This is a genomic window from Streptomyces silvisoli, from assembly GCF_029269905.1.
GTDB lineage: Bacteria > Actinomycetota > Actinomycetes > Streptomycetales > Streptomycetaceae > Streptantibioticus_A > Streptantibioticus_A silvisoli_A.
On record NZ_JARJBC010000003.1, the window covers coordinates 316161 to 330551 of the forward strand.

Here is a 14391-nt window from a genome sequence, read left to right on the forward strand (position 1 = left end):
GGGTGCGGCGGTCCCCGCCCGCGACCGGTAGGGCATCATCGGTCGGGTGAGTCGACGTCTGATGCTTCTGGACACCGCGAGCCTGTACTTCCGCGCGTACTTCGGCGTTCCCGAATCGGTGAGGGCGCCCGACGGCACGCCGGTGAACGCGGTGCGGGGGTTGCTGGACTTCATCGCCCGGCTGGTCGAGGACCACTCCCCCGACGACCTGGTGGCCTGTATGGACGCCGACTGGCGCCCGCAGTGGCGGGTGGACCTGATCCCCTCCTACAAGGCGCACCGGGTCGCCGAGGAGACCCCGGCGGGGCCGGACGTGGAGGAGGTGCCGGACACCCTCTCCCCGCAGGTCCCGGTGATCGAGGCGGTGCTGGACGCGATCGGCCTCGCACGGATGGGGGTCCCCGAGTACGAGGCGGACGACGTCATCGGCACCTTCACCGCCCGGGCGGCCGGGCCGGTCGACATCGTCACCGGCGACCGCGACCTGTACCAGTTGGTGGACGACGCCCGCGGGGTGCGGGTGCTGTACCCGGTCAAGGGCGTGGGCACCCTGCACATGACCGACGAGGCGGCGCTGCGGGCCAAGTACGGGGTGGACGGACGCGGTTACGCGGACCTCGCGGTGCTGCGCGGCGACCCCAGCGACGGGCTTCCCGGCGTGGCCGGGATCGGCGAGAAGACGGCGGCCAGGCTGCTGGCGGCGTACGGCGATCTGGCCGGGGTACTGGCCGCCGTCGACGATCCGCGCTCCGGGCTCACCCCGTCCCAGCGCAAGCGGCTCATCGAGGGGCGGCCGTACCTCGCCGTGGCACCGAAGGTGGTCCGGGTCGCGGCCGACGTTCCGCTGCCGCCGGTCAGCACGGCGCTGCCGGGCGAGCCGCGTGACCCGGCGGCGCTGGAGGCGCTGGCCGAGCGGTGGGGGCTCGGCGGATCGCTTCAGCGGCTGCTGGCGGCGCTGTCCCTGCGGGCCGCGCGGTAATCGGTACCGGATCAGTACCACATTGGTTAGGCTTCCCTAAGTCATTCGATGATCAGGGAGTCCTCATGGCGGACGCTTCACAGCGTGCTTCACAACGTAGGAACCAGCCAGTCAGCCGGGGTCGTGTGGTGCGCGTCGAGCGGCTGACCCCGCACATGGTCCGGGTCGTCCTCGGCGGCGAGGGGCTCGACGGCTTCGCCGCGGGGCAGTACACGGACCACTACGTCAAGCTGCTGTTCCCGGTGGACGGGGTGGCCTACCCCGAGCCGTTCGACATCCAGGCGATCCGTGCGGACTTCCCGCGCGACCAGTGGCCGCGCACCCGCACCTACACCGTGCGGCGCTGGGATGCCGAGGCGTGTGAACTCACCCTCGACTTCGTCGTCCACGGGGACGAGGGCCTGGCCGGACCGTGGGCGGCCGGCGTCCAGCCCGGTGCGGAGATCCTCTTCCTCGGCCCGGGCGGCGCATACGCCCCCGACGAGGCGGCCGACTGGCATCTGCTGGCCGGCGACGAGAGCGCCCTTCCGGCGATCGCCGCCGCGCTGGAGCGGCTGCCGGAGGAGGCGGTCTGCCATGCGTTCATCGAGGTGCCGGACGCGGCGGAGGAGCAGAAGCTGAACGCCCCGGCCGGGGCCTCCATCACCTGGGTGCACCGCGGCACCCGCCCGGTCGGTGAGGCACTGGTGGCGGCCGTCGAGGCGCTGGAGTTCCCGTCCGGCACCCCGCACGCCTTCGTGCACGGCGAGGCGCACTTCGTCAAGGAACTGCGCCGACTGCTCCGCGTCGACCGGGGCATCGACCGGGACCGCCTGTCCATCTCCGGCTACTGGCGCCACGGCTCCGACGAGGACAACTGGCAGGCCACCAAGCGCGAGTGGAACCAGCGGGTGGAGGCGGAACAGGAGCCGGCGGCGGCTTGATGAGCGGCGTGCTCGCCGCCGCGACGGGAAGAAGTCTCCGCCGCGACGGCGAGCAACCACGCCGGCGCGGCCCGGCGGAGCCGGACCAACCGCGACCCGCCACCGCCGAAGGGCTTCAGCCCAACGACGAGTACGCCACGACTCCCCGCAACAACCCGTCAACCGCCTTGCGGGCGTTCCGCCGTACCGGAGAGTCCTGGGGCGCGGCCTCGGAAATCTGCCCCAGCACATCGATCAACTGCTTCGTCCAGCGGACGAAATCACCAGCGGGCATGTCCGCCTCCCGCAGCACGGAGTCCAGGCCCTGCCCGGACGCCCAGCTGTAGGCGCACCAGGCGAAACCGAGGTCCGGCTCGCGCTGGCCCACGCCCTCCGTCTGGTTGATCTTGTGCTCCTCCTCCAGCGCGGCCAACCGCCCCCAGATCCGCACCATTTCGCCAAGTGCCGTACGGGCCTGGCCGTTCGGCAGCTTCGGCGGCAGCGCGTCCTCGGCGGACCTGGCCTCGTACACCAACGCCGAGGCGCAGGCGGCGAGTTCGGCCGGGCCGAGCCCGTCCCACACCCCTTCCCGCAGGCACTCGCTGGCCAGCAGGTCCAACTCGCCGTAGAGACGGCCCAGTCGCCGGCCCTCCGGGGTGACCCGGTCCCCGTCGAGATAGCCCAGTTCGGACAGCAGGCCGCAGATGCGGTCGAAGGTGCGGGCGATGGTGTTGGTGCGGCCCTCGATGCGCCGCTCCAGCGCCTGGGTGTCGCGGCGCAGCCGGTGGTAGCGCTCGGCCCAGCGGGCGTGGTCCTCGCGTTCGTCGCAGCCGTGGCAGGGATGGGCACGGATCGCGGTGCGCAGCCGGGTGATCTCGGTGTCGTCGGCCCCGGCGGCGCGCTGCTTGCGCCGCTTGGGGGCGTGGATCCCGGCGGTCCCGGCCTTGGACCGCAGGGCGGAGGCCAGGTCGCGCCGCGAGTGCGGGCTGCGCGGATTGAACGTCTTGGGGATCCGCATCCGGTCCAGCGGCTCCACCGGAACCGGGAAGTCCACCGAGCCCAGCCGCTTGACCTGCCGCTCGGCGGTGAGCACCAGCGGGCGCGGCCCGTCGTCGTAGCTCTGCCCGCCGTACCGCGGATGGTGGCGGCCCGTGCTGCGTCCGGCGGGCACACCGGGGTCCAGGACCAGCGCGAGGCCCGCGAACTTGCCGGACGGTACGTGGATTATGTCGCCAGGGCGCAGCCGCTCCAACGCCTCCGCCGCCGCGGCCCTGCGCTGGGCCGCGCCCTGCCGGGACAGTTCGGCCTCGCGGTCCTTCAACTCCCGGCGTAGCCGGGCGTACTCCTCGAAGTCGCCGAGGTGGCAGGTCATGCCCTCCTGGTAGCCCGCCAGGCCCTCCTCGTTGCGCTGCACCTGGCGGGAGATGCCGACCACCGACCGGTCGGCCTGGAACTGCGCGAACGAGGTCTCCAGCAGTTCCCGCGAGCGGTGCCGCCCGAACTGGCCGACCAGGTTGACCGCCATGTTGTACGAGGGCTTGAACGAGGAACGCAGCGGATACGTACGGGTTCCCGCGAGGCCGCCGAGCGCCACCGGGTCGAGACCGCGCTGCCACAGCACCACGGCGTGGCCCTCCACGTCGATGCCGCGGCGTCCGGCACGTCCGGTGAGCTGGGTGTACTCACCCGGGGTGATGTCGGCGTGGGTCTCGCCGTTCCACTTGACCAGCTTCTCCAACACCACTGAGCGGGCGGGCATGTTGATGCCCAGCGCCAGGGTCTCGGTGGCGAAGACCGCCTTGACCAGGCCCTGGACGAACAACTCCTCCACGACCTCCTTGAAGGTCGGCAGCATGCCCGCGTGGTGCGCGGCGATGCCCCGCTCCAGCCCTTCGAGCCACTCGTAGTAACCGAGGACGTGCAGATCCTCGTCGGGAATGGCCGCGGTGCGCTCCTCGACGATGGACCGGACCCTGGCCCGCCCCTCGTCGTCGTTGAGCCGCAGCCCCGCGTACAGGCACTGCTGTACGGCGGCCTCGCAGCCCGCGCGGCTGAAGATGAAGGTGATGGCGGGCAACAGGCCCTCGGCGTCCAGCCGCTCGATCACCTCGGGGCGGCCGGGCGTCCAGATCCTGGAGTTCTGCCGCCGGGCGCGCTCGCGGTCCGCCTCGTAGCCGCGACGGCGGCGGTCGCGCGGGTTGTACGCCAGGGTGTTCTGGACGCGGGCCATGCGCACCAGGTCGGGGTTGACCTCAAGCTTGCCGCCGCCGTTCGGGGAACCGTTGTTCTTCACCTCGAACAGGTCGTACATCCGGCGTCCGGCCAGTACGTGCTGCCACAGCGGGACCGGGCGGTGCTCGGCGACGATCACCTCGGTGTCGCCGCGTACGGTGTCCAGCCAGTCGCCGAACTCCTCGGCGTTGGAGACCGTGGCGGAGAGGGACACCAGGGTCACCGACTCCGGAAGGTGGATGATGACCTCCTCCCAGACCGCGCCGCGGAAGCGGTCGGAGAGGTAGTGCACCTCGTCCATCACCACGTAGCCGAGGCCGCTGAGCGCCTGGGATCCCGCGTAGAGCATGTTGCGCAGCACCTCGGTGGTCATCACGACCACCGGAGCGTCGCCGTTGACGCTGTTGTCGCCGGTGAGCAGTCCGACCTTGTCGGAGCCGTAACGCTTTACGAGGTCGGCGTACTTCTGGTTGGACAGCGCCTTGATGGGCGTGGTGTAGAAGCACTTGCGGCCCTCGGCGAGGGCCAGGTGGACGGCGAACTCGCCCACGATGGTCTTGCCTGATCCGGTCGGCGCGGCGACCAGTACGCCCTTTCCGGCCTCCAGGGCCTGGCAGGCCGCTACCTGGAACGGGTCCAGCGGGAAGTCGTACATCTCGCGGAAGGAGCCGAGGGCGGTGGCCCGCTCGGCGGCGCGACGCCGAGCGTCGGCGTACCGCTCGGCTGGTGAGATCTCGTCGGTCATCGTGCTTTCGAGCCTACCGGCCGGGTGTGACAACGTGCCCGATCTTTACCAGGGGGCTCCGCACCGGACCCCTTCGGCAGCTCCGACCCCCGGACCCCGCTCGGGGCCGCGCCCCAGGGAACCGCCTGCCGGGGGAACCGCCAGGCCTACGTGGCGTCGTCGTAGTCGTCGGAGGGGAGGGCCTGGGGGCTGGAGACGGACTCCACCTCGGGGAGGGCTTCCGGGGTCAGGTCGAGGTCGGAGGCCTCGTCGGGGCTCAGGCCGTCGTCCGCACGCCGGGCCTTGCGCTTGTCGTGGAGCATGGAGATGCCCACCGCCAGGAAGAACAGCGCGCAGATGGGCGCCGCCAGCGCCAGCATGGACAGCGGGTCGGGGCTGGGCACCGCGACCGCCGAGAAGACGGTGATGCCCATGACCATCCAGCGCCACCACCCCAGCATCCGCCGCCCACTCAGCACCCCGCCGAAGTTGAGCAGCACCAGCAGCAGCGGCAGTTCGAAGGAGAGCCCGAAGACCAGCACCATCCGCACCAGCAGGTCCAGATACCCGTCCAGCGGCACGAGGTTGGTGACATGGTCGGGGGTGAGGCTGAGCAGTGCCTTGGCGGTGGTCGGAATGATGGTGTACGCGAACCACGCGCCGATGAGGAACAGCGGGAACCCGGCTCCGACGAAGCTGAGCGCGTACTTCTTCTCATGCTTGTGCAGCCCGGGCGCGAGGAAGGCCCACACCTGGTAGAGCCAGACCGGCGAGGCCGCCACCACACCGGCCATCAGGCCGACCTTGAGCAGGATGCTGAACGGCCCGAGCAGGCCGTTGATGTTGAGCGTCGCGCAGTGCTCGCCGTGCTTGGCGATGTCCTGGAAACTGGCCTTGCAGCCGACCGACTTCAGCAGCGGCTCGGTGAGGAACGCGGCGAGCTGGTCGTGGTAGATGAACGCGACGACCGCGACCAGCCCGATCGCCAGCAGCGACTTCACCAAGCGGCTGCGCAGCTCGCGGAGGTGGTCCGCGAGCGGCATCCGCCCCTCGGGGTCCTTCTTCTTGCGGGCGGACTTGAGCAACCCACGTCCCTATCTCGTGCGGCAGCCGGTCGTCGTCGGCTTGGGTGTACCGGTCGGGGCACTTACGTACGCGTCACATCTCAGTGACAGCGATCGTAACGCGCGGTGGTGAACGCCTGGCAATCCCCCAAGGGCCGCCAGGTGGCCGCCCGCGCCGTGCGTACGGCCCGCGGCGATCAGCCTACCCTCGGCCGGGCCGCGCCCTGTGCCAGGCGGACCGCCGCCCGCCGGGTCAGCGGCGGACCGCGGTACCGGCGCGGGCAGCCAGCGGCTCCGCGCTGCGCTGGAACTGCTCGGCCGCGCCGGCCAGCGCCTGGGAGCTGTCGCCGACCTGCCGGGCGAGCCGCCGTACCTCCACATAGACCCGGATGCCGAGGACGCCGAGGACGGCGATGCCGCAGAACGCGAGGGCGGTGGTGACCAGGATCCAGACCATGCCCGCGAGCCTAGCGGCCCCGCCTCACCCGACGTGCAGCCGCATGGTGCGCACTCCGCCGCTGGTGAGCAGCGCGACGATCCGCTGCCCCGCCGGCTTGCGCACCGAGGCCCCGCAGTCGGGGCAGGTGAACGAGTAGAAGGTGGTCCTGGCGGTACGCCCGATGGCCAGCCGCAGCGCCGGGGCGGTCAGCTCGAAGCGGCCCCGGCAGTCGGGGCACATCGCCTTGAAGACCACGCTCTGCGCCGTGGGCACCTGCATGTCGCGTCCTCTACTCGTCGCCGTACGCCGCGAGCGCCTGCTCGGCCGCCGCCCGTGCGCTGTCCGCCAGCGCCCGCGGGGAGACGATCCGGCCGTCGCGGCCGAGCCGCAGCGCCAGGCGGCGCAGCGAACCGGGGTCGGGGGTGCGCAACGTGATGCGCAGGCCGCCTTCGGGCAGTTCCTCCGCGCTGTCGTGCGGGTAGTACTCGGCGACCCAGCGCCCGCCCGGGCCGACCTCGACCACCACTTCCGGGTCGTCACCGGCGGGCTGGACCAGTCCGGCGGACAGGTCGCGCGGCTCGATCCTGGGTGGGTCGGCGGGGGCGTCGAGCAGCTTGATCTCGGCGACCCGGTCCAGCCGGAACATCCGGCGGTCCTCGGACAACCGGCACCAGGCCTCGAAGTAGGTGTGCCCCACAGCGAACAACCGGATCGGATCGACCTCGCGCTCGGTCAACTCGTCACGGGCGGGTGAGTAGTAGCGGATCCACAGCCTGCGCCGCTCGGCGATAGCCCGGTCCACATCGGCGAAGACGCTGCCCTCGGACTCGAAGGTGACCGACAGCCGGGCGCTGGCGCCCGCCGCCTCACCGGCCGCCGCCTCCAGCTTGGCGTAGGCCCGCAGCAGCGCCTGGCGGTCGCTGTCCCGCAGCCCCGGCAGGGTGGCCACCGCCCGTGCCGCGACCAGCAGCGCGGTGGCCTCGTCGGCGGCCAGCCGCAACGGCTGGGCCGCCTCACCGAAGGCACCGTCGTTGTGCCACCAGATCCGCTCGCCGTCGGTGTCGATGTCGAGCAGGTCGCCGCCGCGGAAGCTGGTGCCGCACATCGGCAGCACGTTGAGGTCGCCGATCAGCTCGGCCTCGGTCACCCCGAAGGCGCGCGCCACATCGCTGACGTGCGCGCCGGGCCGCTCCTTCAGATAGGTGACCAGGGAGAGCATCCGGCGGGTCTGGTCGATCGCGTTGGACATCGTGGTTCGTCTCCCCTCAGCCGCGGGCCACGGCGCGCAGTCGGTCGACCACGTCATCGCGCAGCTCCGCGGGGGCCAGCACGACCACGTCAGGCCCGAACTCCACCAGCCAGGCGTCCAGCCCGTGTCCGTACGGGATCTCCAGCTCGTCCCACTCCGCGGCCCATTCTCCCGGCGCGGGCGTCGTCTCCACCGCCTTGGCCCGCAGCGGGTATCCGGCACCGCGCCGCAGCCGGATCCGCGCGGTGGCGGTGGCGCCCTCACCGGCCCAGCTGGCCACGGTCTGCCGTACGTCGACGTGGTCCGGCACCTCGGCGGTGAACTGGCCGCCACGGGACCGGATCCGGCCGGTGATCCGGCTGAGCCGGAACACCCGGCGGGCCTCGCGGTCCCGGTCCCATCCGGCCAGGTACCAGTGGCCGCGCCAGCACTCCAGCGCCCACGGCTCCACCGACCGTGGCTCGGGGCGCACGGCGTTGGACTTGCGGTAGTCGAAGGAGACCGGGCGGCGGTCGCGAGCGGCCAGCATCAGCGGCTCGAACGCGGGCTCGTGCGCGGGGATCCGGGGTTCGATCACGCTGTGGCCCTCGGCGGGCTCGTAGCCGGACTCCTGGAACGGCACGCCCGCGGCCCGCAGCTTCTGCAGCGCTCCGCTGGCGGCTCCGGCCAGCCGGGCCTGCTGCCAGACCTTGGCGGCCAGGGTGAGCGCGGCGGCCTCCTCCGCGTCGAGGGCGATCTCGGGGAGGCGGTTGCGGTCGCGGCGGGCGACGTAGCCGGTCTCGCCGTCGATGGCGTCCACCGTCTCGATGACCAGGCCGAGTTCGCGCAGGTCGTCCTTGTCGCGCTCGAACATCCGGTTGAAGGCCTCCTCGGAGGCGATCTCCCGGTAGGCCTCGACCGAAGCTCGCAACTCGCGCTTGCTGAGCGGGCGGCGGGTGTTCATCAGGCACAGTGCCAGGTTCATCAGCCGCTCGGCCTTGGCGATGGCCATCGGACGCACCCCTCCTGTTCTGCTCTCACGATGAACCTACCGTTCCCAGGTCGTCCCGCAAAAGCCGATGGCCCCCGCCGGGCGGCGGGGGCCATCGGTTCGGGCTGCTACCGGCCCTGGACGGCCATCAGGTCGCAGACGAAGATCAGCGTCTCGCCCGGGGCGATCCGGCCGCCCGCGCCACGGTCGCCGTAGGCCAGGTGCGCCGGGATGGTCAGCTGGCGGCGTCCACCGACCTTCATGCCCTGCACACCCTTGTCCCAGCCGGAGATGACCTGACCGACGCCGAGCTGGAACTCCAGCGGGTTGCCGCGGTTCCAGCTGGCGTCGAACTCCTCGCCGGTGCTGAAGGCCACGCCCACGTAGTGGACCTTGACGAAGTCGCCCGCCTTCGCCTCCGGGCCTTCGCCCTCCCAGATGTCCTTGATCTCAAGGTCCGCCGGGGGCTCGCCGCCCGGGAAGTCGATCTCGGGCTTGTCGATGCTCACGTCTCTGCTCCTCATTACGGTGTGTGCAACCTGCACAGTTTTACATCGTTCCGAGGATGTCCACCGAGAAGACCAGGGTCGAGTTGGCCGGTACGCCGTTCTGCGGCTGACTGCCGAACGCCTGGTCGGGCGGAAGCACGAGCAGCACCCGGCTGCCCACCTTCTTGCCGGTGAGGCCCTGCGTCAGCCCCTTGACCGGGAGTTGATTGAGCGTCAGCGTGGTGGGCGCGTTCCGGTCGTAGGTGCTGTCGAACTTGGAGCCGTCCCACAGCACGGACTTGTACTGCACGACCACCGTGTCGGTGTTCTTCACCACCGGGCCGCTGCCCTCGATGACGTAGTTCGACACCAGCTTCTTGGGCGCCGGGGTCTTGGGCACGTCGAGCGACGGGGCCTTGCCGTCGGTGTTGGTACCGACCTTGGGCAGGCTGCTGTCCTTCTGCGGCTGGACCGCGCCCTGGGCGCTCTTGGGCGGGTTGGTGCCCTTGAGGATGTCGACGACGAAGAACAAGGTGGCGTTCGGCGGGATCTGCGGGGGCTGGCCCTGGGGGCCGTAGCCGAGATCCGGCGGGATGGTGATCGCGAGCCGGCTGCCGACCTTCTGCCCCTCCAGCGCCTGGTCCCAGCCCTTGATCACCTGACCGGTGCCCACCACCAGACTGAACGGCTGCTTGCCGAAGCTGGTGTCAAAGGGTGTGTCGGAGTCATAGGTTTGACCCAGGTAGTTGACCTGGGCGATGGAGCCCTTGCTCAGGGTGGTGCCGTTGCCCTGGTGGAGGACCTTCACCTCCAGGTTCTTGGGCGGCGTGCCCTTGCCCTTGGAAACGGTCGGCTTCTGGCCGAAGTCGGCCCCGGAGGTGATCTTCGGCGGGGTGTTCTCACTACCGCAGGCCGCCGCGGTCAGCACCAGCAGCGGTACGACCAGGGCGGCCAGCAGCCGCGAGGCACGGCGCTTCCTCGGCGGGGCGGCGGACTCGGTGGCTGCCGGACCTGGGGGCGGCGGCGGGGCAATTCGACGCAACGTTGCCTCGGTTTCATCAATGGATCTTCCGGGTGTGCAATGCGGGCCACTCTACGACGCGACCGGGGCCCCGTACGAGAAACGTACGGGGCCCCGGCGTTGCTTTCGTCCGCCCTCCGGTCACATTCCGGCAATTAGCTTCTCCACCCGGTCGTCAACCGAGCGGAACGGATCCTTGCACAACACCGTGCGCTGCGCCTGGTCGTTGAGTTTCAGGTGCACCCAGTCGACGGTGAAGTCGCGCCGCTGTTCCTGCGCGCGGCGGATGAACTCACCGCGCAACCGCGCCCGAGTGGTCTGCGGGGGCACCGACTTGGCCTCGAAGATCTTCAGGTCATCGCAGATCCGCTTGGCCTGACCCTTGCGTTCCAGCAGGTAGTACAGACCACGACGGCGGTGAATGTCGTGGTAGGCGAGGTCTATCTGGGCGATTCGCGGATGTGACATGGTGATGTTGTCGCGGCTGCGATAGCGCTCGATCAGCTGGTACTTCATCACCCAGTCGATCTCGGTGCTGATCGAGGCGAGGTCACCGGTGGAGACCGCCTCCAGGGTGCGGCCCCACAGGTCGAGAACCTGCTCGGTCACTCCGGTGCGGATGCCACGGCGCTCGCAGAAGTCAACTGCCTTGGAGTAGTACTCCTCTTGGATGTCCAGGGCGGAGGCCTCGCGTCCGCTGGCCAGCCGCACCTTGCGGCGTCCCGTTATGTCGTGGCTGACCTCGCGGATGGCCCGGATCGGGTTCTCCAGTGTCAGGTCCCGCATCACCGTGCCCGCCTCGATCATGCGCAGCACCAGATCGGTGGCGCCGACCTTCAGCAGCATCGTGGTCTCCGACATGTTGGAGTCACCGACGATGACGTGCAGCCGCCGGTACCGCTCGGCGTCGGCGTGCGGTTCGTCGCGGGTGTTGATGATCGGACGCGAGCGGGTGGTGGCGGAGCTGACGCCCTCCCAGATGTGCTCGGCGCGCTGGCTGACGCAGTACACCGCGCCGCGCGGCGTCTGGAGCACCTTGCCGGCGCCGCAGAGCAGTTGCCGGGTGACGAGGAACGGGATGAGGATGTCGGCGAGCCGGGAGAATTCCCCGTGCCGGGCGACCAGATAGTTCTCGTGGCAGCCGTAGGAGTTGCCCGCGGAATCGGTGTTGTTCTTGAACAGATAGACGTCGCCGGCGATCCCCTCCTCGTGCAGCCTGCGCTCGGCGTCGACCAGCAGCCCTTCCAGAATGCGTTCACCGGCCTTGTCGTGGGTGACCAGTTCGGTGACGCTGTCGCACTCAGGAGTGGCGTACTCCGGGTGCGAACCCACATCGAGATAGAGGCGTGCGCCGTTCTTCAGGAAGACGTTGCTGCTGCGACCCCATGACACGACACGGCGGAACAGGTACCGCGCCACCTCGTCCGGGGACAGACGACGCTGTCCCCGGAACGTGCACGTGACGCCGTACTCGTTCTCCAGCCCGAAAATGCGGCGGTCCATGAGTGAACATTACGCCCGATGCGTCTCACTGAAACCGGGTTCGACGGCGTCGATTCGATCATTTTCCGGTCGGCGCCCCGCGTTTGGGGCAGCGAGCACCCGGCCGCCCGCCAGCAGCACCAGCAGCGCGACGACCCCACCGGCCCCCGCCACCGCGAACCCGGCCGGAACGCCACCGTACTGCGCGGCGGGTCCGGCCGCCGCCGTACCCACCGACGCGCCCACGCCGAAGGCGGTGACCAGCCAGGAGAACGCCTCGGTCACGGTACCCGCCGGGGCGTGCCGGTCCACCACCACGAAGGCGCATGCGAGGGACGGCGCGAGGAACAGACCGGACAAACCAGCCAAAGCAGTCATAGCTGGCACACCGGGCACGGCCACCAGCGGTACGTAGGCGAGCGCGAGACACAGCATCAGCGCCCGCAGCCTGCGCTCCGGCACACCGGACCAGCGCACCGCGCCGTAGACCACACCGCCGATCAGCGCCCCGACGCCCAGCGCGGAGAGCAGATAGCTGGAGACCATGCCGCCGCCGTGCGCGTCGGCGTAGGCGACCGCGGCGACCGCTATCGAACCGAGCGCCAGGCCCACGAAGAAGAACGAGCCGAGCAGCGCGAGCAGTCCGGGCGAGCGCAGCGGCCCAAGCCAGTGCGCCTCGCGCTCACCCGCCCGCCAGCGGCGGGACGGCTCGGTGGTGACGACCAGCAGCGTGCCGACGACACCGATCAGGGACAGCCCGACCAGCGCGGCGGCGGTGGAGGCGGTGGCGACGAGCAGGGTGACCAGCAGCGGGCCGACCGCGTACATCACCTCCTGCGCGGCGGCGTCCAGCGCGTACGCGCTGTGCACCTGGTCGGCGCGGTCCAGCACGCTCGGCCACAGGGCGCGCAGCCCGCCCTCCAGCGGCGGGGTGGCCACGCCCGCCACGGCCATCGCGGCGCAGGCGGCGGCGAGCGGGTCCGGACCCATGACGGCGAAGGCGGTCATGGCGGCGGCCGAGACCACCGCCCCGCCGAGCATCACCCGCGGCTGGCCGCGCTTGTCGACCAGGCGGCCCAGGGCGGGCTGGCCGATCGCGGTGCCCAGGCCGTAGACCGCGGACAACGCCCCGGCGAGGACGTAACTGCCGCCGTGGGCGCGGGTGAACAGTACGACCGCCAACGCGGCGGTGGCGTTCGGCAGCCGCCCGATCAGCGTTCCGCCCAGCAGCCGTATCGCGTACCGCGTGCGCAGCAGTTCCAGGTACGCCGTGGCCATACCCTCCCCGTTCTCCGTGGACGGACCTTCCACCCTCGGTAGTGTTACGTATAACTTACCCGTCATACGTAGCATGGCGCTCGGCCGCGGGTCCAGCCGCGGGACGCAGAAGGGACATGAACCGGTGACCGGGACCGACCGTCCGACCTCACGGGACGTCGCACGCGCCGCGGGCGTCTCCCAGGCCACGGTGTCGCTGGTACTCGGCGACAAGTGGCGTGGCCGGGTCTCGCAGCGCACCGCGGAGTCGGTGCGGTCGGCCGCCGCCGAGCTCGGATATCGGCCGAATATCGCCGCCCGGAACCTACGGCTGGGGCGCACGAGGACGGCGCTGCTGGTGGTGCCCGCACTCACCAACGACTACTTCGCCCGGGTGTACACCGGCGCGGCGCGGGTCGCGGCGCGCAACGGGGTCGGCGTGGTGCTCTATCCGTCCCCGGAGGGGGTCGGTCCGGCTCCCGACCCGTTCGGTTCCGCGCGGGCGGCGCTGGACGGGGTGATCGCCTCGTCCATGGCGGTCGGAGCGCTTGACGCGATCAGCGGCGATCCGGCGGCCGGGACGGCCGGGCTGCCGCTGGTGATGCTGGACAGCGAGCCCGGGGCGGCCGGTGCGGCGGCCACCGTCAACCTCGACCTCGCCGACGGCATGCGGCAGGTGATGGACCATCTGGGCGCCCTGGGCCATCGGCGGATCACGCACATCACGGCGGCGGTGGACTCCTGGACGTTCCATGTACGGCGGCGCGCCTTCGAGACCGCGATCGTCGGCCTGCCGGGCGCGGTGGCGGGCCGTGAGCCCGCCGGGCTGAGCGTCGACGAGGGCCTTCAGGCGGCCCGGCGGGCGCTCACCGCGCCGGGTCCCAGGCCGACCGCGCTGGTCTGCGACGACGACCTGCTGGCCGTGGGCGCGTGCAAGGCGGTACGGCGGCTGGGGCTGCGGGTGCCGGAGGACGTGTCCGTCACGGGTTTCGACGATCTGGCGCTGGCCACGGCGGTGGAGCCGGAGCTCACCACGGTCCAGCTCCCCGCCGACGAGGTGGGCGCCCGCGGTATGTCCGCCCTGCTGGGCGCGTTGGACGGCCGTCCGCCCGAGCCGCCCGACATCCTCCCCGTCCACCTGGCGGTACGCGGCACGACGGCCGCTCCCGCGGAGGGCTGAGGGGCGCCGCTCCCGCCGCCGCGAGGATCCTGTCGGGGCAAGGGTCCTCGGCCGCGGCTGGAACTTGGGGAGCGCACCGTCGTCCCCAGGGTAGGGCGGGCCGAACCCTCTGACCGCTCCGGCCTGAGCTGCGCTCAGCAACGCCGGTCCGCACTGCGGGGGTTATTCGACGTCGCAGCGGAAGGCGTTGGGGCGAACACCCGGCTCACCGGCCGCGGCGCCCTCGTGACGGGGCCTCAACGCCCAGGGAAGGCCCCGTGCTTGGTCACCCTCCGAGTCCACGGCTCACGTCGGCCCGCGGCGAGTTCGGCACCGCCGGTCTCCACCGCGGGAGTTGTTCGCCCCTGCGGCGGAAATCGCTGGGGCAAGCCCCAGCGCCCCCGGGCGCGGGTTGAGGCCAGCCT

At 71.2% G+C, this 14391-nt stretch carries 13 protein-coding genes; 3 read left to right on the top strand and 10 right to left on the bottom strand.

Annotated elements, in window-relative coordinates:
- Positions 1–61 precede the first annotated feature (61 nt).
- Complete coding sequence (locus P3G67_RS07070) at positions 62–979, top strand: 5'-3' exonuclease (RefSeq protein ID WP_313879748.1); 918 nt, start codon at positions 62–64, stop codon at positions 977–979.
- Positions 980–1044: 65 nt separating this feature from the next.
- A complete protein-coding gene (locus P3G67_RS07075; RefSeq protein WP_276092678.1) occupies positions 1045–1902 on the top strand; it encodes a siderophore-interacting protein in 858 nt (285 codons plus the stop codon).
- A 115-nt stretch (positions 1903–2017) separates the two neighbouring features.
- Here P3G67_RS07075 and P3G67_RS07080 read toward each other — a convergent pair whose 3' ends face one another.
- The 10 genes from P3G67_RS07080 to P3G67_RS07125 all read right to left on the bottom strand — a co-directional run bounded on the left by P3G67_RS07080 (position 2018) and on the right by P3G67_RS07125 (position 12828).
- Positions 2018–4858: a DEAD/DEAH box helicase gene (locus tag P3G67_RS07080; RefSeq protein WP_276092679.1), complete on the bottom strand. Its 2841-nt coding sequence runs from the start codon at positions 4856–4858 to the stop codon at positions 2018–2020.
- A 146-nt stretch (positions 4859–5004) separates the two neighbouring features.
- The gene (tatC, locus tag P3G67_RS07085) at positions 5005–5922 is read right to left on the bottom strand and encodes a twin-arginine translocase subunit TatC (protein ID WP_276092680.1); all 918 of its coding nucleotides are present in this window, start codon (positions 5920–5922) and stop codon (positions 5005–5007) included.
- Between the two features lie 232 nt (positions 5923–6154).
- The gene (locus P3G67_RS07090) at positions 6155–6358 is read right to left on the bottom strand and encodes a hypothetical protein (protein WP_276092681.1); all 204 of its coding nucleotides are present in this window, start codon (positions 6356–6358) and stop codon (positions 6155–6157) included.
- A 24-nt stretch (positions 6359–6382) separates the two neighbouring features.
- Positions 6383–6619, bottom strand: a complete 237-nt coding sequence (locus tag P3G67_RS07095) for a hypothetical protein (RefSeq protein ID WP_269855017.1) — start codon at positions 6617–6619, stop codon at positions 6383–6385.
- A 10-nt stretch (positions 6620–6629) separates the two neighbouring features.
- A complete protein-coding gene (locus P3G67_RS07100) occupies positions 6630–7589 on the bottom strand; it encodes a helix-turn-helix transcriptional regulator (protein ID WP_269855018.1) in 960 nt (319 codons plus the stop codon).
- Positions 7590–7605: 16 nt separating this feature from the next.
- Positions 7606–8580, bottom strand: a complete 975-nt coding sequence (locus P3G67_RS07105) for a helix-turn-helix transcriptional regulator (RefSeq protein ID WP_269855019.1) — start codon at positions 8578–8580, stop codon at positions 7606–7608.
- Positions 8581–8687: 107 nt separating this feature from the next.
- Positions 8688–9068 (bottom strand): FKBP-type peptidyl-prolyl cis-trans isomerase, encoded by a 381-nt coding sequence (locus P3G67_RS07110; protein WP_269855020.1) that lies wholly within the window; start codon positions 9066–9068, stop codon positions 8688–8690.
- A 40-nt stretch (positions 9069–9108) separates the two neighbouring features.
- Positions 9109–10005: an FKBP-type peptidyl-prolyl cis-trans isomerase gene (locus tag P3G67_RS07115; protein WP_276092816.1), complete on the bottom strand. Its 897-nt coding sequence runs from the start codon at positions 10003–10005 to the stop codon at positions 9109–9111.
- A 204-nt stretch (positions 10006–10209) separates the two neighbouring features.
- Entirely contained in the window at positions 10210–11571 is a 1362-nt protein-coding gene (gene pafA, locus P3G67_RS07120; protein WP_269855021.1) for a Pup--protein ligase, read from the bottom strand.
- 9 nt (positions 11572–11580) lie between these two features.
- Entirely contained in the window at positions 11581–12828 is a 1248-nt protein-coding gene (locus tag P3G67_RS07125) for an MFS transporter (protein ID WP_269855022.1), read from the bottom strand.
- Positions 12829–12901: 73 nt separating this feature from the next.
- Here P3G67_RS07125 and P3G67_RS07130 point away from each other — a divergent pair, with 73 nt between their 5' ends.
- Entirely contained in the window at positions 12902–13987 is a 1086-nt protein-coding gene (locus P3G67_RS07130; RefSeq protein WP_276092682.1) for a LacI family DNA-binding transcriptional regulator, read from the top strand.
- The last annotated feature ends 404 nt before the right edge of the window (positions 13988–14391 follow it).

Bases quoted from the DNA above. Each gene is read 5' to 3' on its own strand.
- P3G67_RS07070 (WP_313879748.1), top strand. From the start codon at position 62: ATGCTTCTGGACACCGCGAGCCTGTACTTCCGCGCGTACTTCGGCGTT.
- P3G67_RS07075 (WP_276092678.1), top strand. From the start codon at position 1,045: ATGGCGGACGCTTCACAGCGTGCTTCACAACGTAGGAACCAGCCAGTC.
- P3G67_RS07080 (WP_276092679.1), bottom strand. From the start codon at position 4,858: ATGACCGACGAGATCTCACCAGCCGAGCGGTACGCCGACGCTCGGCGT.
- P3G67_RS07090 (WP_276092681.1), bottom strand. From the start codon at position 6,358: ATGGTCTGGATCCTGGTCACCACCGCCCTCGCGTTCTGCGGCATCGCC.
- P3G67_RS07095 (WP_269855017.1), bottom strand. From the start codon at position 6,619: ATGCAGGTGCCCACGGCGCAGAGCGTGGTCTTCAAGGCGATGTGCCCC.
- P3G67_RS07100 (WP_269855018.1), bottom strand. From the start codon at position 7,589: ATGTCCAACGCGATCGACCAGACCCGCCGGATGCTCTCCCTGGTCACC.
- P3G67_RS07105 (WP_269855019.1), bottom strand. From the start codon at position 8,580: ATGGCCATCGCCAAGGCCGAGCGGCTGATGAACCTGGCACTGTGCCTG.
- pafA (WP_269855021.1), bottom strand. From the start codon at position 11,571: ATGGACCGCCGCATTTTCGGGCTGGAGAACGAGTACGGCGTCACGTGC.
- P3G67_RS07125 (WP_269855022.1), bottom strand. From the start codon at position 12,828: ATGGCCACGGCGTACCTGGAACTGCTGCGCACGCGGTACGCGATACGG.
- P3G67_RS07130 (WP_276092682.1), top strand. From the start codon at position 12,902: ATGGCGCTCGGCCGCGGGTCCAGCCGCGGGACGCAGAAGGGACATGAA.